The 17,093-nt window shown below is 74.6% G+C and carries 16 protein-coding genes; 6 read left to right on the plus strand and 10 right to left on the minus strand.

Annotated features, from left to right (window positions below):
* Window positions 1-614 precede the first annotated feature (614 nt).
* Together BUE43_RS34940 and BUE43_RS03330 are read right to left on the minus strand one after the other, a co-directional pair.
* Complete coding sequence (locus BUE43_RS34940; protein WP_234995504.1) at window positions 615-1,073, minus strand: hypothetical protein; 459 nt, start codon at window positions 1,071-1,073, stop codon at window positions 615-617.
* A 13-nt stretch (window positions 1,074-1,086) separates the two neighbouring features.
* Complete coding sequence (locus tag BUE43_RS03330; protein ID WP_073479792.1) at window positions 1,087-1,407, minus strand: hypothetical protein; 321 nt, start codon at window positions 1,405-1,407, stop codon at window positions 1,087-1,089.
* Window positions 1,408-1,685: 278 nt separating this feature from the next.
* Between BUE43_RS03330 and BUE43_RS03335 the strand changes: the two genes are divergently transcribed.
* From BUE43_RS03335 to BUE43_RS03345, 3 genes are all read left to right on the plus strand, one after another.
* A complete protein-coding gene (locus BUE43_RS03335) occupies window positions 1,686-3,071 on the plus strand; it encodes a helix-turn-helix transcriptional regulator (RefSeq protein ID WP_073479793.1) in 1,386 nt (461 codons plus the stop codon).
* Window positions 3,072-3,147: 76 nt separating this feature from the next.
* Window positions 3,148-4,068, plus strand: coding sequence for a phosphotransferase enzyme family protein (locus tag BUE43_RS03340; RefSeq protein WP_073480239.1), 921 nt, complete (start codon window positions 3,148-3,150; stop codon window positions 4,066-4,068).
* Window positions 4,069-4,233: 165 nt separating this feature from the next.
* Window positions 4,234-4,542 carry a hypothetical protein gene (locus BUE43_RS03345; RefSeq protein ID WP_234995505.1) on the plus strand — a complete coding sequence of 103 codons (309 nt, stop codon included), beginning with the start codon at window positions 4,234-4,236 and terminating at the stop codon, window positions 4,540-4,542.
* On the opposite strand, the gene BUE43_RS03350 is transcribed toward BUE43_RS03345, so the two are convergent.
* From BUE43_RS03350 to BUE43_RS03370, 5 genes are all read right to left on the minus strand, one after another.
* Window positions 4,526-5,506, minus strand: a complete 981-nt coding sequence (locus tag BUE43_RS03350) for a macrolide 2'-phosphotransferase (RefSeq protein ID WP_083959259.1) — start codon at window positions 5,504-5,506, stop codon at window positions 4,526-4,528. The two genes, BUE43_RS03345 and BUE43_RS03350, sit on opposite strands and share 17 nt — an antisense overlap.
* Before the next feature lie 159 nt (window positions 5,507-5,665).
* Window positions 5,666-6,688 carry a CopD family protein gene (locus BUE43_RS03355; RefSeq protein ID WP_083959260.1) on the minus strand — a complete coding sequence of 341 codons (1,023 nt, stop codon included), beginning with the start codon at window positions 6,686-6,688 and terminating at the stop codon, window positions 5,666-5,668.
* A gap of 8 nt (window positions 6,689-6,696) precedes the next feature.
* Window positions 6,697-7,242: a copper resistance CopC family protein gene (locus BUE43_RS03360; protein ID WP_073479795.1), complete on the minus strand. Its 546-nt coding sequence runs from the start codon at window positions 7,240-7,242 to the stop codon at window positions 6,697-6,699.
* Window positions 7,242-7,958 carry a YcnI family copper-binding membrane protein gene (locus BUE43_RS03365; RefSeq protein ID WP_073479796.1) on the minus strand — a complete coding sequence of 239 codons (717 nt, stop codon included), beginning with the start codon at window positions 7,956-7,958 and terminating at the stop codon, window positions 7,242-7,244. Before BUE43_RS03365 ends, BUE43_RS03360 begins: the two co-directional genes overlap by 1 nt.
* Before the next feature lie 63 nt (window positions 7,959-8,021).
* A complete protein-coding gene (locus tag BUE43_RS03370; RefSeq protein ID WP_234995506.1) occupies window positions 8,022-8,567 on the minus strand; it encodes a hypothetical protein in 546 nt (181 codons plus the stop codon).
* Window positions 8,568-8,965: 398 nt separating this feature from the next.
* On the opposite strand from BUE43_RS03370, the gene BUE43_RS03375 reads away from it, so the two are divergent.
* Window positions 8,966-10,738: a BCCT family transporter gene (locus BUE43_RS03375; RefSeq protein WP_083959357.1), complete on the plus strand. Its 1,773-nt coding sequence runs from the start codon at window positions 8,966-8,968 to the stop codon at window positions 10,736-10,738.
* Window positions 10,739-10,873: 135 nt separating this feature from the next.
* On the opposite strand, the gene BUE43_RS03380 is transcribed toward BUE43_RS03375, so the two are convergent.
* The gene (locus BUE43_RS03380) at window positions 10,874-11,314 is read right to left on the minus strand and encodes a DUF6474 family protein (RefSeq protein WP_073479797.1); all 441 of its coding nucleotides are present in this window, start codon (window positions 11,312-11,314) and stop codon (window positions 10,874-10,876) included.
* A gap of 136 nt (window positions 11,315-11,450) precedes the next feature.
* Here BUE43_RS03380 and BUE43_RS03385 point away from each other — a divergent pair, with 136 nt between their 5' ends.
* Window positions 11,451-13,088: a TM0106 family RecB-like putative nuclease gene (locus BUE43_RS03385; RefSeq protein WP_073479798.1), complete on the plus strand. Its 1,638-nt coding sequence runs from the start codon at window positions 11,451-11,453 to the stop codon at window positions 13,086-13,088.
* A gap of 338 nt (window positions 13,089-13,426) precedes the next feature.
* On the opposite strand, the gene BUE43_RS03390 is transcribed toward BUE43_RS03385, so the two are convergent.
* Window positions 13,427-14,185, minus strand: a complete 759-nt coding sequence (locus tag BUE43_RS03390) for an SDR family NAD(P)-dependent oxidoreductase (protein ID WP_073479799.1) — start codon at window positions 14,183-14,185, stop codon at window positions 13,427-13,429.
* Between the two features lie 370 nt (window positions 14,186-14,555).
* The gene (locus tag BUE43_RS03395; protein WP_073480243.1) at window positions 14,556-15,518 is read right to left on the minus strand and encodes an aldo/keto reductase; all 963 of its coding nucleotides are present in this window, start codon (window positions 15,516-15,518) and stop codon (window positions 14,556-14,558) included.
* 162 nt (window positions 15,519-15,680) lie between these two features.
* Here BUE43_RS03395 and BUE43_RS03400 point away from each other — a divergent pair, with 162 nt between their 5' ends.
* Window positions 15,681-16,982 (plus strand): UDP-glucose dehydrogenase family protein, encoded by a 1,302-nt coding sequence (locus BUE43_RS03400; RefSeq protein WP_073480244.1) that lies wholly within the window; start codon window positions 15,681-15,683, stop codon window positions 16,980-16,982.
* Window positions 16,983-17,093 lie beyond the last annotated feature (111 nt).

Below are 17,093 nucleotides of genomic sequence, written 5' to 3' on the forward strand. Positions count from 1 at the left end.
CGGCGGTGCCCGTCCGGGGTCACGGGCACCGCCGCGAGGTGGGATCCGCGGACCGACGCCGGTCGGGGGGAGGGGAGTGCGGCGGCATCGGCCCGCGGAGCTCGGGTGTCCACGGGGTTCGTGTGTCCACTGTGGAGTTGTGGGTGGCGGGGTTTCGGTGGTCCCGGCCCGTTGGCGGCGCCGGGGCTGTGTTCTCCGCTCGCTGGCGGGAAAACCGCCGACGTCGGTTGCGGTTGTCTCGGCGGGCTCGGCGCGCGCCTTGAGGGGCGGTGAGCCGGGTTCATCCGGGTCGGGGGTTCTCCCCGCGGTGCTTGCCTCGAACGGTGGATCAGCGGTCGAGGCCGGAACACCGGGTGTCCACTGTGCTCTTGTCGCTCGTGTCGTCGCTGTTGTCGTTGGCGTCGCTGGTGTCTCTGCCGTCGCCCCCGTCGCGTCTCCGGCCCTCGGGGCGGGCCGGGGGCATCGGGGTCAGCGGGGTCAGCGGGGTCGGGATGGGTTCCGGCGGTCCGGTCCGATGCGGTCGGGGGTTCGCCCGGTCCGGACCGCCGCCCACATGGCGGCTGTTCGGCCCGCGGTCAGGGTGGGGCCTGGCCCGCGGGAGTCCGACCGCCAGCTCAGCGGACCGGGCCGAGGCGACCGGCCGGCGCGGCGTGGTTCGGGTGCGCCGCCCTCCGGTGCGGGCCCGGTGCGGGCGCGTGGACCGACCGCGTGACCGGGGGCCGGGCCCCGGGCGGGGCGGCGACCTCCGCGTCGGCGGCGTCGCGACGCGTCTCCCGGTGGTGCCGCGCCGGACGCGGCGCCAGGCCACCGGCCACCAGGTGCTCGTAGGCGGCCTGCCAGACCGCGCACGGCGCCTTCTGCTGCCGCCACCGCGTCGAGCACTCCGGGCAGTTGCCCCGCTCGTCCGGCTCGTGGGCCGCGAGCACGGCCCGCCAGCCGCGGGTCAGCCGGGGCAGCTCGGAGCGCGCCACCGAGAGCAGGGAGGGGGCGTCGGCGCGGTTGGCCAGCTCGGTCAGCATGTCGAGCCGTTCCCACACCGCGTTCCGCAGCACCTGGCCCAATATCTCGTCCACCTGAACGTCACCGTCACCTTCCCGCCTGTTCGGCGGCTTCGCGCAGGGCGTCCCGCAGCCGGCGGAGCTGGCTGGCGGACAACACCGCGGTCTCGCCGGGCGGACCGACGAGCACAACCCTGTCCCGGTCGACGAGCACCGTGAGGTGGCACTGGCGGTTGGCCGCGTCCCGACAGCCGATCCGCCACCGGTGGCGGCGGTAGGGACGCCGTTGTCCCCTGGTCTCCCCGGAGCACCGCTGGCGCGGGTTCCGCTCCGGGCGCCGCCACCGCGTGGAACTCCCGTCCCCGCTGTCCCCACCGCTCGCTGCGGGGGTCGGTGACGCCAGTTCCACGGCCGTTCTCCTCACGGTGCCCGTCCCGTCCGGTCCGTCTCCGGCCACCGTCCCCGGTCGCCGGGCCCGGTCGTCTCGCGACGCCGGGGGCTTACGGTTGCCAAGGTTGGGACGAAGTCGGTGGTGGGGGGAGCTCACAGCGCCGATCGGCGCAACCGCCACGATGAGCGGTCGGGGGAGTTCAGCCCGGCTGATCAGGCTCACCGATCAACCCTTCACCACCCTGGAGCAGTGCCCCTACTCTGCCGATGGGCCCGTCACACGGGGAGGAGCCGCAAATGAATGTCATCGGTTCCCAGGGGTCTCCCGTTACACCAGACCCCGATGTCTGGGAACAACGGGAGATGCGCGACGCGCTGGCGCAGCGGGACATCAGCACGGTCTACCGCCTGCTGCGCCGCGTGGGCGTGTCCCAGCGGCAGATCGCCGCGCTGACGGGTCAGTCCCAGTCCGAGGTCTCGGAGATCCTCAAGGGACGGCAGGTCATGGCGTACGACGTGCTGGCCAGGATCGCCGACGGACTGCGGATCCCGAGGGGGTACATGGGCCTCGCCTACGACGAGGTCACACGGGTGAGGGTCGCCGAGCGGATCGGCGACTCCCAGGCCGAGGAGGAAGAGTCGGTGAAGCGTCGGAGGTTCCTCGCGCACGCCGCGGCCGTGACCATGGGGGCGGCCGTGCTCGGCTCGGACGGCGGGACCTGGGTCCCCAGTCCGGCCCACACTCCGGCGCCCGCGCGGATCGGGTTCACGGACGTCCGCCAGGTGGAGGCGGCGACCAGGGCGTTGCGGGCGCTCGACTACCAGTACGGCGGCGGCTTCTGCCGGGACGCCGTCGTGGCGCAGCTGTCGTGGGCACAACAACTCCTGCAGGCGAGCGCGCAGGAGCGGGTCAAGGACCGGCTCTACGTGGCGCTGGCCGACCTGCACGGCCTCGCGGGCTGGACGGCGTTCGACACCGGGCTGCTGGACTCGGCGCGCGACCACTACGGCCGGGCGCTGGAGTTCGCGAAGCAGGGCGGCGACAACACGCTGGTCGCGAACCTGCTCTACCGGATGGGGCGCGTCTACCTGCACGACGACTCGCCGGACGACGCGCTGAAGATGTTCCAGCTGGGGCAGATCGCGGCGCAGGAGACGGCGTCGGACCTCACGGTCTCGTTGCTGTGCATGAACGAGGCGTGGGCCTACGCGATGATGGGCCGCGAGGAGCAGGCGATGAAGCTCGTCGGGATGGCCAGGGACAGCTACTGCAAGGGCCAGGACGAGCCGGTGCCGATCTGGCTGAAGTTCTTCGACCAGAACGACTTCCACGCGATGGTCGGCACCATCCACACCGCGTTGGCGCACAACGTGGACCCGGGCAGGCACACCAGGATCGCGATCCCGGAGCTCACCAAGGCGATCGAGGGCTACGGCTCGGCGATGGCCCGCAGCAAGGCGTTCAACCTGACCTCGCTGGCGCTCAACCACGTGCTGGAGAACGACGTGGACCGGGCGCTGGTGGTGGGGCAGCAGGCGCTGGAGTCCAGCGACGGGGTGAAGTCGAAGCGGATCGGCGACCGGATGAAGCCGCTGCACAAGGAGGCCGTGGCCAGGGCGACCAACCCGCACGCCAGGGACCTCGCCGACCGCATCGCCCGGTTCCGGTTCGACGCGGCGTGATCCGCGCTTCGTCGGTCGGTTCGGTGCGGGCGGTCGAGGCGGAGTCGGGGTGACCCCGGCGGTGCGGGCACAGCGGGTGGGGCCCTCCTCCCGACGGGGACGTCGGGGCGCGCGGAGGGCGCGGTTCGGGCGGGCGGAGCTGGTCGAGGTGTTGGCGGCGGTCTGCGGGGCCGCCGGTCTCGACCCGGTGGGGGCGACCCTGGTCCGGGTCACGAACAACGCGGTGTTCCGGTTGGCGCGCCAGCCGGTGGTCGTCCGGATCGTGGCCTCGCGGGCGCTGCGGCACCGGGTGGCGAAGGTGGTGCGGGTCGCCGAGTGGCTGGCCGAGCACGACGTGCCGGCCGTGCGGTTGTGGGACGGGGTGGCGCAGCCGGTGCGGGTGGGGCCGCACCGGGCCACCCTCTGGCACGCCGTCCCCGAGGTGGGGGGCCGGCCCACCGCGGCGGACCTGGCCCGGCTGCTGCGGCGGTTGCACGCGTTGCCGCCGCCGGTCCCGCTCCCGCCGTGGGAGCCGCTGGACGACGTGCGGCGCCGGATCGCCGACGCCGAGGAGCTGGACCCGGACGACCGGGCCTTCCTGGAGCGCCGGTGCGCGGAGCTGGCGGCGGAGCTGGACGGGCTGGAGTGGGTGTTCCCCCGCGGTCCGGTGCACGGCGACGCGCACCTCGGGAACCTGATCCCCGGCCCGGACGGGCCGGTGCTGTGCGACTTCGACTCCACGTGCGTCGGGCCCAGGGAGTGGGACCTGACGCCGATCGCCGTCGGCCAGCTCCGGTTCCGGCGGACGGGCGCGCAGGAGGAGCTGGCGGCGGCCTACGGGTTCGACGTCACGAGGTGGAGCGGCTTCCCGGCCCTGCGGGCGGTCCGGGAGTTGAAGCTGGTCACGAGCGTGCTGCCGGTCCTGCGGAGCCACCCCGAGGTCCAGGCCGAGCTGCGGCTGCGGCTGCGGTCCTTCCGGTCCGGCGACACCTCCGTGCGGTGGACGCCGTACCGCTGATCGGCCGCCGCGGCGGGTCCGTTCCGCACCCGGCGCAATACCGCGCGCCGGGTGGTAACGCAAGTTGGCTGGCGAGCGACGTCAGCAGCGACATGGCCGGCGCGGACGGGGGGAGACGCGTGCCCGCGCGGGCGAGACCAGGCACACGAGGCGGGACGGCACGTGGTGGGAACCGGCAGGCGGCACAGGTTGGGCTGGCGGGCGCGCCGGGCGGTGCGGGCCGCCGCGCTGCTGGACCGGGTGGTGGACAGCCAGCTCCCGCTGCTCACCGGTCTGTCCGAGGCCAGCCGTCGGCACTCGGCGGACTACCTGGCCGAGCTGGTGATGTTGGCCCAGGCCTACCGGCACTACGCGGCGGGCTGGATCGACCGCAGGGAGCTGGACCGGCGGGGGCGGGCCGCGGTAACCCGGCTCGACCAGCTCCGGCGGGAGCGGCCCTCGGCCTCACCCGAGCAGCTCACCGGCCTGGACTGACCGCTCGTCGCTCATCCGTCACCTGATCAGGTGGTTCACTCGTCAGTCGGGCGAGGGCGGCCTCGACGAACCGGGGCTGCCCGGTGCTGACGCCGTAGAGCGCCGCGTTGGCCGGTCCGAGCGAGGCCAGGGCCACGACGTGCCGGCGCGCGCCCGGCCACAGCTCGCCGCCGTGCCGCTGGTAGCCGGCCAGCAGGAGGTCGAGCAGCTCACCGCCGAAGGCGGCGTGGACGTCCTGGAAGTCGAGGCCGGGATCGCCCACCCGGGCGTCGCCCCAGTCGAGCAGGCCGACCAGCCGCGCGCCGCGCTCGTCCTGCCCGTCGTGCTCGACGAGCAGGTGGCCGGGGTGGGCGTCGCCGTGGACCAGTGCGCTGCGCGGGGGGAAGCAGTCCTCGTGCAGCCACCGCTGCCAGTACCGCCACCACCGGTCCGGCACCGGGACGGCGGCGCGGAGGCGGGTCAGCCGCTCGGCGATCTCGGCGCGGTCGTCCTCGGGCGAGCCGTGGGGGAGCCCGGTGGCGGCGGCCCGGTCCACGTCGATCCGGTGCAGCGCGACGAGCGTGCGGGCGAGCTGGTCGACGAACTCGGCGCCGAACCGCTCCTTCGGCACGTGCCACTCGTGGACGAGGGTGTCGGGGTCCTCGGTCGCCGCCACCTCGCCGGGCAGCCGCGGGTACGCCGCGAACCGGGGGGTGCGCAGCCGCCAGTCCGGGACGGCGACGGGCAGGACGGGCCGGACCAGGTCGAGCACCCTGCCCTCGGGGGCCATCAGCTCCGCGACCTCGGCGCGCCGGGGCGCGCGCACCACCCAGGGCACGCCGTCGGCGTCGAGCGCGTGCAGCACCAGGTAGTCCCAGCCGCTCCGGTCGAGCCGGGCGGTCTCCGGCCGCAGCGCCAGGCCTTCCTCCCGGGTCGCCGCGAGCAGGTCGTCCGGGGTGGTGAGCGGATCGTCCAGGGTGCGCACCCAGTGACGTTAGAGCGCGCCGGCGCGGTCGGCCGATCGGTTTTCGCGGCCTGGTCGGTGACCGGTCGCGTGTGGAGGACGCCGTGCGGCGGGAGGAGCGGGCCGTCGACCCGCCCGGTCTGTCCGGCCCGGTCTCTCCGGTCTGTCCGGTCTGTCCGGTCAGCCGACCGCGATCCCGGTCGGCGTGCGGGCGAGGACGGCCGCGAGCCCGAGGGCCAGTCCCATGACGACGAGCTCGGCGGTCACCCAGGCCGCGAGCGGCGTGGCGCGGTGCGCGACCACCAGGGGCAGGAGGCGACGGCGCACGTGACCGCCGAGCGCGGCCAGCGCCAGCAGGCAGGCCGTCTTGGCCAGCACGAGCACGCCGTACCGCGTCAGCACCAACGCCTCGGGGAGCTCACCGGCGAGTCGGACCACCGCCGTCACCAGCCCGCTGAGCACCACCGCGACCACGGCGGCGGTCGCGAGTCGGGAGAAGGCGGGCAACGCCGTCGCCAGCGCTCCCCGGCGCGGGACGACCAGGGACAACAGGGCGCCGAGCCCACCGACCCAGACGGCGGCCGCTGCCGCGTGCACGCCGATCGCGACCACCGACAGGGTGTGGTGCGCCATGTCGGCGGCGTGCCCGGTGAGCGGGGTCGGCAGCAGCCCGAGCAGGGCGGTGGTCGCGCCCAGACCAGCGGGCGCCGACCGCCCCGCCAACGCGGCGAAGTGGGTCAGCGCGACCAGGAGCGCGCACGCGGTGGTGACCAGGAGCGCGCGGCCGGCGCTCACGGTCGTCGCGTACTCCACCACCGTGGCGGTGTCGACGGACAGGCCGCTTCCCGCCAACTCGGCGGTCTGGAGCCAGAGCAGCACCAACGCGGTCGCCGCCCACCCGGCCCCGAGCACCACCCCGGCCCGGTGCGCGACCACCCGGACCGGGTCGACCTCCCTCGGCCGGGCCCCGCGCAGCAGCCAGGGCAGCGTGCCGAGGCCGACCGCGGCGACGGCCGCGAGGTCCATCACCAGTCGGGTCATGGGGAGGACGAGGCGAACCGCGGCCCCGGGCTCGGGCAGCCCCGGCACGGGCGGAACCGCGTCGGCGGTCCACCACGCGCCGAGGGCCGCGCCGGCCAGGGCGGCCAGCGCCGCGCCGCCGAGGCGGCGCGGCGCCCGGGCCGGGGCCGCGGTTCGGGACACCGCCAGCCTTAGCCGCGGCCGAGGCGGAACGCCACGCCCACGCCCGCGCCCAGCAGCACGACCGCGCCGACGATCCACGGCCAGACGGGCGTCCCGCCGGAGCCGGAGCCGCCACCGTCACCCGACGCCGGGGCGGCGGCGGCCGTGGTGGGCGCCGCGACCGGCGTGCCGGTGCCCGCGGCGGTGACCGTGAACTTCACCGAGCCGGACACCGGGTGGCCGTCCGCCGAGAGGATGCGGTAGCCGACCGTGTACTGGCCGGCGGGGCCGAGGGCGTCGAGCGCGGCGGTCACCGCGGTGCCGTCGACCTTCGCCTCCTCGGCCCGGTAGTGCCGGCCGTCCGGTCCGGTGATCGTCACGGTGTTGAGGTTGGCGCCGCCGGCGCTCTGCTGGACGGGTTGGTCGAACACGAGCTTGACCTGCCGGGGTCCGCTCTCCAGCGTGGCGCCCTCCTTGGGGTCGCTGCTGACGAGCACGTTGTGCGCGAGCGCCGGGCCGGCGCCCAGGACCAGGGCGAGCCCGGCCAGGAGCAGCGCGGCGAGGGTCCTGCGCATCAGGCCTTCCTCCTGCCCCTGGCCGCCGCGCCCAGCCCGAGGCCGAGGCCGAGCGCGCCCACGGCCAGACCGGCGCCGCCGAGCCAGCGCGCGGCGTTGTCCGTCCCGTCGGTGGCGGCCGCGTTGGTCGTGGCGGCGCCGGTCGCGGTGGCCTGGCTGTCCTCCTTCTTGGCGACCAGCTTCAACGCCGGAGCCGGGAAGTTGGGCTCCTCGCCGCCCTTGGCCGGCGGCGGCGCGTCCCAGCGGACGACCTCGCCGTTGTCGTAGGTCTGCACGGCCGGCAGGACGAGCTGGTCGGCGTCCTTGGGGAGCTGCCCGAGGGAGACCTCGAACTCCTGGAACTCGCCGGGGTTGATGCGGGTGCCGCTGTCGGCGGTCCAGGTGATCGCGCTGACCACCTCCTCGATCTTGCGGCCGTGCGACTCGATCGGCTTGTCCAGCTTCGTCTTGGTCACCTCGGACTTCCATCCGGGCAGCGGCTTGGTGAGCACCGAGGTCAACGGCTTGTCCTTGGGCAGCGTGACCTCCAGCTTCACCGTGCCGGCGGTGGGCCGCTCGTTGGGCACGCGGAAGGCGACCTTGGCGTAACCGCCCTGGGCGGCCTCGCCCGGCTGGACGGTGACGTGCGCCGAGGCGAGCCCGGCGGAGGCGAGCAGGGTGGCGAGGCCGGCGGTGGTGAGGACGCCGGCGCGCACGAGGAAACGGTGTGTCGACATAGCTCCTGATCTCCGAAAAACGCAGGGGGACGGCCGCGGGGGAACGGCCGGTGTGGGACGCGATCAGGAGCGCGCGGGTGGGCCGCGCCGGGTGTGGACCCGGCGCAGCAGGACGTCGAGCGGGAGCGGGACCGTGCCGATCGGCACGCTGGCCAGGCGGAGCGGCGCCCACGCCGGGGGCGGGGCGAGCCGCCGGGGCAGCAGCATCGCCAGGGCGGCGGCCACGGCGAACACGGCCCGCTCGGCCCCGACCAGCAGGGCCGCCGTCAGCAGGGTGGCGACCACGTGCGTGGCGACCATCCGGGACGGGTCGAACCCGGGCGGGGCGTGGTGGGCTCCGTGCCCGGCGAGGGCCTGGAGCAGCACGTGCAGGAGGACCTGCGAGCCGCCGAGGGCGGCGAGGATGGCCGGCGCGCTCCGCCGGCGGTCCGCCATGGCCGTGCCCGCGCCGGCCATGAGCACCGTGAGGACCGCGGCGAGCCCGGTGTCCGGCACCGAGCCGCCGGCCGCCGCGTGGGCGGCGACGGCCAGGGTGGCGGAGCTGAGCGCCAGCGCGGCCCCACGGGCCACGCGCAGCACTCCCCGGGTCGGGGCCAGCCTCACCACCACAGGTGAGGAGCGTAGGTGGCCGCGTCCCCCGCATGGCAGCCCCCGCCTGTGGCAAGCACCGCAACGGCCCAGCAGGCAAGTGACGGGCGTCCCAAAAAAGGTGTCTGTTTGGCCACGGGTGGGTGGGTGACGGTTGACCTCGTTGCGCCGAATGGGTCACGGTGGGTGAGTTGCCGGCGGTCGGGGCCGGCCGGGCCGCGCGCCCGGCGGGTTCGCTGGTGACTCGCGGGACGTCACAGCCGTGGCGTCGTCGTTTCCTCCTGACCGCCGGGAGCCACAGGTGTTCCCTTTTGGAAAGGAGGCGGCGCCTGGAAAGGGCGCCGGCAGTCGTGTCGACGGATATTGCAGACAAACGACCGACGAACGACCACGGCGACAACCACGAACGACCCACCGAACTGCCCGGGGACGCGCCCGAGACGGGACCCGGGGGGGAAAGCGCAACCGAACAACCCGCCAGGACCGATCCGGTCGTGTTCGGCGTGGCCGCGGCGCTCGCGGTCGCGTTCGTCCTGTGGGGTGTGTTCGGCACCGACTCGCTGGGGCGTGTGGCGAGGTCGGCTCTGGACTGGATCATTCAGAAGGCCGGTTGGGGCTTCGTGCTGGCCGCGACCGGGTTCGTGGTGTTCGCGTTGTGGCTCGCGTTCAGCAGGTACGGACGCATCCCACTCGGTAGGGACGGCGAGAAACCCGAGTTCCGGACGGTCTCCTGGGTCGCGATGATGTTCAGCGCGGGCATGGGGATCGGCCTGATGTTCTACGGCGTCAGCGAGCCGCTGGCGCACTTCACCAGCCCACCACCGGGCACCGTGGAGCCGGGCAGCTCGGCGGCCGTGCAGACCGCCATGTCCACCACCCTGTTCCACTGGACGCTGCACCCGTGGTCGATCTACGCCGTGGTCGGCCTCGCCATCGCCTACGGCAGCTTCCGCCGGGGGCGCTCGCAGCTCATCTCCTCGGCCTTCGCCCCGCTGCTCGGTCGGCGCAGGGCCAACGGCCCGGTCGGGAAGGCCATCGACGTGATGGCCATCTTCGCCACCCTGTTCGGCTCGGCCGCCTCGCTCGGCCTGGGCGCGCTGCAGATCGGCAGCGGCCTCCAGGCTGCGGGGTGGATGAGCGGCGACATCGGCACCGGCGTGCTGGTCGCCATCATCGCGGTGCTCACGGTGTGCTTCGTGGCCTCGGCCGTCTCCGGCGTCGCCAAGGGCATCCAGTGGTTGTCCAACGTGAACATGGTGCTGGCCGTGCTGCTCGCGGTGTTCCTGTTCGTGGTGGGCCCCACCGTGCTGGTGCTGAACCTGCTGCCCACCTCGGTGGGCGAGTACTTCCGCGACCTGGCCGAGATGTCGGCCCGCACCGCGGCCAGCGGTGGTGACGCCACCGGCAAGTGGCTGGCCGGCTGGACCATCTTCTACTGGGCGTGGTGGATCTCCTGGACGCCGTTCGTCGGCATGTTCATCGCCCGCATCAGCCGGGGACGCACCATCCGGCAGTTCGTGAGCGGCGTGATCCTGGTGCCGAGCCTGGTCAGCCTGGTGTGGTTCGCCGTCCTCGGTGGCTCCGCCATCGACCTGCAGCGGTCCGGCACCGACGTCGCCGGGCAGGCCACCCAGGAGTCGCAGCTGTTCACGGTGCTGCACCACTTCCCGTGGGCGACGGTGACCGGGGTGCTGGTCATGGTGCTGGTGGCGATCTTCTTCGTGTCCGGCGCCGACGCCGCGTCGGTGGTGATGGGCACGCTGTCCCAGCGCGGCTCGATCGCGCCGACCAGGGGAGTGGTCATCTTCTGGGGCGTGCTCACCGGCGCGGTGGCCGCCGTGATGCTGCTGGTGGGCGGCAGCGACGCGCTGACGGGGCTGCAGAACATGACGATCATCGCGGCGGCGCCGTTCGTCGTGATCATGGTCGCGTTGTGCGTGTCGCTGGCCAAGGACCTGCGCACCGACCCGCTCGTGCGGCGGCAGGAGCAGGTCGCGGCCGTCGTCGACCAGGTGGCCAGCCAGGTCGAGCACCGCACGGACGGCCACCCGGAGAAGGTCGCGCGGCGGATCGCGGCCAGGGCGGTCAAGGCCGTGATGGAGGAGATCGACCGCGGCTCGGCCGAGCGGGCCGGCGAGCGGGGACGCTCGCGCCGCAGGACCCGCGCGGGGGGAGGGTCGTCCCGACACTGACGGCACTGAGTCCGACGTCACAGCGGTCGGACGTCACACCCGGGGCGGGATGACCCGCTCGGGTGTGCTCGGGCGGGGCGTGCCCTCACGGACAGGTGAGGACGCGCCCCGCCCGCGTCCGTCGTGCGGTTCTCCTCACACACCCAGCCGGCGGAGCAGCTCCGACTCCAGGGCCACCAGCTCGCCGGCCACGGCGCGGTGCGCGGCCCTGCGCCGCGCCGAGGGCATCCGCTCGGCCGCGCGCACCGCCGAAGCCAGGTCCCCGAGCCGCCGCTCGCTCTCGTCGGCGAAGCGCTGGGTGTCCGCGTCGTCGTGCCGGGCCCGGAGCTCCGCCAGCACGCCCGCGACACCCGAGATGCGCGCGTGCAACGCACCGCCCCTGCCGCTGAACGCCGCGAGGGACTCCACCGGAACCCCGAGCCGGCGGGCGCGTGCCCGGTCGTAGCCCTCGCGCACCACGGCGGCGGCCCGCAGGGCGACCGGGAGGACCACCGGCCCGAGCACCTTGGCCAGTCCGAGCAGCCGTTTCGCCCGAGCGGGCGTGACCAGTGGCAGCCGTTGTCTGTCGCGCGCCATCCGACCACCTCCACGTCCACCCTAGGCCGGTCACCCTAGGACGGCGGCCCCCTCGCCCACCTCGCGGCACGCCGCGTGGGAGATCCACCAGACCGGCCTACCCCGAACGTCGTAGGCACGGCTTAGGCTCGTTCCCATGAGGTCCTCGGTGCTGCTCGACGCCGGCGTGGTCAGCCGCTGTCGGCGACGGGTGCACCTCGAGCACGACCCGGCCATGGCGGACGTGCCGAAGGCGCCACCCGACCCGACCGCCGAGCAGCGCAAGGCCGACGCCGCCGCCCACCGGCGTGCTGTTGCCGACCGCATGGCCCGGCTCATCGGCGCCGAGTGGACCGAGATCCCCCGCTCGGCCCCGTCGGCCGACCGGGAGCGGGCCACCCTCGCCGCGGTGCGCGGCGGAGCCCGGTTCGTGTGGTCGCCCCAGCTGCCCAGCGACCCCACCGGGGGCCGCCGCGGCGCGGTCGACCTGATCGTGCGGGTCGGCGACGGCTACGTGCCGGTGCTCGTGGTGCGGCACAAGGTCAGCGACCCGGGCAGCGGGGCGCGGACCAGCCCCCTCGCGGAGCCGTTCCCGGACGGCGCCCGCACCGACCCGCTGCGCAAGGTCCGCGCGCAGCCCAGGGACCAGCTCCGGCTCGCCCACGCGGTGCGCATGCTCCAGGCCGCGGGCCTGATGACCAGCGGCCGGGCGACCGGGGGCGCCGTCGGGATGGACGCCGACGTGGTGGTCTGGCACGACCTGGAGGCGCCGACCTGGCCGGGCGGGCGCACCGCCCTGGCGGAGTACGACGCGCGGTTCGCCGACCGCCTCGCGGTGGCCGCGGCCGCGGCCACCGGCGCTCCGGCGTTGGCGCGGCCCTCCCGGGTCGTGGAGTGCCGCACCTGCCCCTGGTGGCCGACCTGCGAGAGCACGCTGCGCGAGAACCGGGACGTGAGCCTGGTCCTGCGCGGCGAGGACGCCGTCGCGCTGCGCGCCGCCGGGTACGCCACGGTCGACAGGCTGGCCGCGTTGGACCCGGAGGGCGAGCCGCCCGCGCCGATGGTGGGCATGCCGTTCCCGGACGCCGTGCTCCTGGCCAGGGCGTTCCTGCGGGACTACTCGCTGGTCCGGCGGGTGCCGGAGGTGACGGTGCCCAGGGCGGACGTCGAGGTCGACGTGGACATGGAGAGCTTCGGCGACTCCGGCGCCTACCTGTGGGGCTGCTGGCTCTCGGGCGCCGACGTGGGCGAGCCGGCCGGCTACCGGGCGTTCGCGACCTGGGAGCCGCTGCCCACCGACGACGAGGCCCGCTCCTTCGGCGAGTTCTGGACCTGGCTGACCTCGGTGCGGCTGCGGGCCAGGGCGCGCGGCCTGACCTTCCGCGCCTACTGCTACAACGAGCTGGCCGAGAACCGCTGGTTGCTGGCCTCGGCGGACCGGTTCGCCGGCAAGCCCGGCATCCCGGACGCCTCGGCCGTGCGGGAGTTCATCTCGTCGAACCAGTGGGTGGACCTGTTCGGGGTGGTGCGCGACCAGTTCCTGTGCGCGCACGGCAAGGGCCTGAAGACGATCGCGCCGGCGGCCGGGTTCGCCTGGCGCGACCCGGAGGCCGGCGGCGAGAACTCGATGCGCTGGTACCGGGACGCGGTGGGCATGGACGGCCAGCCGCCGGACGAGACCCAGCGCCAGCGGTTGCTGGACTACAACGAGGACGACGTCCGCGCCACCCACGCGCTGCGCCGGTGGATCACCGATGGTGGTCCGAACGCCATCCCCTACACCGGGGACCTCTGACTGTCCTCTGTGGACAGACCGGGTGCCGTCTGCCACAGAACGACGAAGGCCACTTTTCCGCGCTGACACGGGAAAAGCGGCCATCCACGTCGACCAGGCCCCGAAGTCAGCCCCCACCCGTCCCGGGGGGCGAGCCCCGCTCCAGCCTATCCGCCGCCCGGGGCGCTCCGAAAGCACGCGCCCCGGGCCTGTGGACAACTCCGCCGGGCCTCACCCGACCGTCGGGTGACTTCACTCCGTGGCACAACGAGGCCGCGAGGCTGTGGACAACTGTTCGCCTCGCCGCCCCGTTCGTGCTAGGCCACGAACGGGGCGACCGGCCGTGGCTGACGGTGAGATCAGCGGGGCGCCATCCGCAGCGCGCCATCCATCCGGATGACCTCGCCGTTCAGGTAGTCGTGCTCGACGATCGAGACCGCGAGCTGGGCGTACTCCTCGGGGCGACCGAGGCGCTTCGGGAACGGCACGCCCGCCGCCAGACCGGCGCGGAACTCCTCGGTGACACCCGCCAGCATCGGGGTGTCGATGATCCCCGGGGCGATCGTCATCACGCGGATGCCGGACGAGGCCAGGTCCCGCGCCGCCGGCACGGTCATCGCGGCCACGCCGCCCTTGGACGCCGAGTAGCCGATCTGGCCGATCTGCCCCTCGAACGCCGCCACCGACGCCGTGTTGATGACCACGCCGCGCTGGTCGTCGGCCAGCGGCTCGGTCTTGGCGATCGCCTCGGCGGCCAGCCGCAGCACGTTGAACGTGCCGATCAGGTTGATCTCGACAATCCTGCGGAACAGGTCCAGGTCGTGCGGACCCTGCTTGCCGAGCACCCGCCCGGCCCAGCCCACCCCGGCGCAGTTGACCACGATCCGCAGCGGGGCGCCGGATCCCGCGGCCTGGTCCACCGCGGCCTGGACCTGTCCGGCGTCGGTGACGTCGGCCGCCACGTAGGTGACCCCGTCGACCCGCTCCGCCTTCTCGATCGCCGCTGGCAGGTCCAGCGCGAAGACCCGGGCGCCGCGCGCGGCCATGGCACGGGCGGTGGCCCCGCCGAGGCCCGAGGCGCCACCGGTGACGATCGCGGCGGTGTCCGTGATCTGCATGTGCTCCCCTCTCCGTCGAGGTGCCGGAGGATGGCCGGCTCGCGGTGAGGCTAGTGCGTCGCGCCCCGGCGCGGAGCGGTGGTGTGAAGCAGAACAACGAGTGGCAACGCGGCCACCAGCGCGAGTCCGACGAACACCAACGCGATCCCGATCAGCTCCATGGCACCAGACTGGCCGCTGACCGCGTCCGGCCGCGTCGCCTCGGGGGAGGGTCCTCGACTGCCGCCCTCGGTGGACCGGGCGTCACCCCACAGGATGATCTGACCCTGAGACCCGTGGGGATCTCCCGGAGACCTCCCGCACGGCCGGACACGGCTTCAGGGCTTTCGCGCGGCACCGGCTCCAGCGGGCCGGCGGGCGGGTGTCCCGGTCAGCGCCGTCCCGGCGGGCAGATCGCGTCGATCTCCCGGAGGTCCTCCGGGGTGGGCCGCCAACGCCCGGCGGCGGCGTTGGCGCGTACCTGGTCCGGGGTGGTCGCACCGGCGATCACCGTGCCCACGGCCGGCTGGGCGGTCAGCCAGCCGATGGCGACGTCGAGCATCGCGAGGCCGCGGGCGGCGGCGAAGGCGCGCAGCCGCTCGATCCGGTCCCACGGGGCGTCCGCCAGCAGCCGCTCCCTGCCGACGAGCCGCGACCCCGGCGGCGGCGCGGAGTCCCGGTGGTACTTGCCGGTGAGCAGACCGTTGGCCAGCGGGAAGTACGGCACCACGCCGAGGCCGAACCGCTGGCAGGCGGGGATCACCTCCCGCTCCGCCTCCCGCTCCAGCAGGGAGTAGTGGTTCTGCGCGGAGACGGGCGCGGCCGCGCCCCTGGTCCTGGCGGTCCAGCCCGCGTCGGCGATCTGCCAGCCGGCCAGGTTGCAGTGGCCGACGTACCGGATCTTCCCCTCGTGGACGAGGTCGTCCAGCGTGGCCAGGGTCTCCTCCAGCGGCGTGGCCGGGTCCGGCCGGTGCAGCTGGTACAGGTCGATCCAGTCGGTGCCGATCCGCCGCAGCGACGACTCCACCGCGCGCCGCACGTACCGGCGGGAGCCCCGCGCCCCGAAGTCCGGCCCGTTCGCCCCCTGCATGTCCAGGCCGAACTTGGTGGCCACGACCGCGTGCTCCCGCCGCCCGGCCAGCGCCTGGCCCAGCAGCTCCTCGCTGCGCCCGCGCGGCGCGCCGTACACGTCGGCGACGTCGAAGAACGTCACCCCGGCCTCCAGCGCCGCGTCGACCACGGCGCGGGCGCCCGCCAACGTCTCCGTCCCGGTGCCCGGTCGGCCGAGGTTGTTGCAGCCGAGGCCGACAGCACTGACCACCAGACCCGAGTCACCCAGGCGTCGCTGCTCCACGAGCACCAGACCCTACGACGACTATCAGCCCCGAGTCACCACGTGGTCGCGGGCGGTGACAGGGGTCAGCGCCTCGTGCGCCGCGGTTCACCCTGCCGTCGCGGCCCGGCCATCTCGCGCTGCCAGCCTTCCGGGTGGCGACCTCAGCGAGGGGTGATCGTGATGTTCACTCGACGGATCGCGGTGGTGGGGGCGGGCTACGTCGGCCTGACGACGGCGGCCTGCCTGGCGTCGCTGGGGCACCGGGTGTGCTGCGCCGACGTCGACGAGGTCAAGGTCGGCCAGCTGCGGCGCGGCGAGGTGCGCATCCTGGAGCCGGGGCTGCCGGAACTGGTCGCCGCGGGGGTCGCCGCGGGCGGCCTGCGGTTCGTGGTCGGCGCGGCGTCCGCCGTGGACGACGCGGACACGGTGTTCCTCTGCCTGCCCACCCCGAGGGGCGGTGACGGCGCCGCCGACCTGTCAGTCGTCGAGTCGGTCGTGGCCGAGGTGCGGGACCGGCTCTCCCCGGGGTGCGTCGTGGTGACGAAGTCGACGGTGCCGGTGGGCACCGCGCGGCGGCTGGCGGCGCTGCTGGGCAGGGACGACGTGGCGGTCGTGTCGAACCCGGAGTTCCTCCGCGAGGGCAGCGCCGTGCCGGACTTCCTCGGCCCGGACCGGATCGTCGTCGGCTCGGACGACCGGGGGGCGGCCGAGCGGGTGGCCGCGCTGTACGCCCGGCTGGGCGCGCCGACCGTCCTGACCGACGCGGCCAGCGCCGAGATGGTCAAGTACGCGGCGAACTGCTTCCTCGCGATGAAGGTCAGCTACGTGAACGCGCTCGCCGAGCTGTGCGAGCGGCTGGGTGCCGACGTGGTGGACGTGACCGAGGGGATGGGCCACGACCGGCGCATCGGCCGGGCCTTCCTGCGCCCCGGCCCGGGGTGGGGCGGGTCCTGCCTGCCGAAGGACACGGCGGCGCTGGCCTCGGTCGCCGTCGGGCTGGGCGTCGACTTCCCCCTGCTGGCGGCCGCGATCGAGACGAACGTCCGGCAGCGGGGCCGGGTGGTGGCCAAGGTCAGGGCCGCGGTCGGCGGAGCCCTGCGCGGCGCGCGGTTGGGGCTGCTCGGGCTGACGTTCAAGGCGGGGACCGACGACCTGCGGGACTCGCCCGCGCTGGCCGTGGCCGAGCTGCTGGCTGGCGAGGGCGCCGAGCTGACCGCCCACGACCCGGCGGTGCCGGCGGCCGACCCGAGGACGTCCGGTGTGGTGACCCTGGTCGACGACCCGTACCAGGTGGCCAAGGACGCCGATGCCCTCGTGCTGCTCACGGACTGGCCCGAGTTCCGGGGACTGGACTGGGCGCAGGTCGCCGAGCTGATGGAACGACGCGTCGTGGTCGACACCCGCAACCACCTCGACCCGGAGGCGCTCCGCGCCGCCGGCCTCGACTGGCACGGGGTGGGCCGCCGCCCCGTCCGCTGCTGAGCTCGGCCCTCCTGGACCCGGTGCGTCCCAGACCCGGTCCGGTGAGGCAGGTTCACCCGCAGAGGCTGGCGTGTCGCCTCCGGCTTTCCCCGCCTGTCCGCCCGCCCACCT

It is taken from the genome of Streptoalloteichus hindustanus, from assembly GCF_900129375.1.
In the GTDB taxonomy this organism is placed as follows: domain Bacteria; phylum Actinomycetota; class Actinomycetes; order Mycobacteriales; family Pseudonocardiaceae; genus Streptoalloteichus; species Streptoalloteichus hindustanus.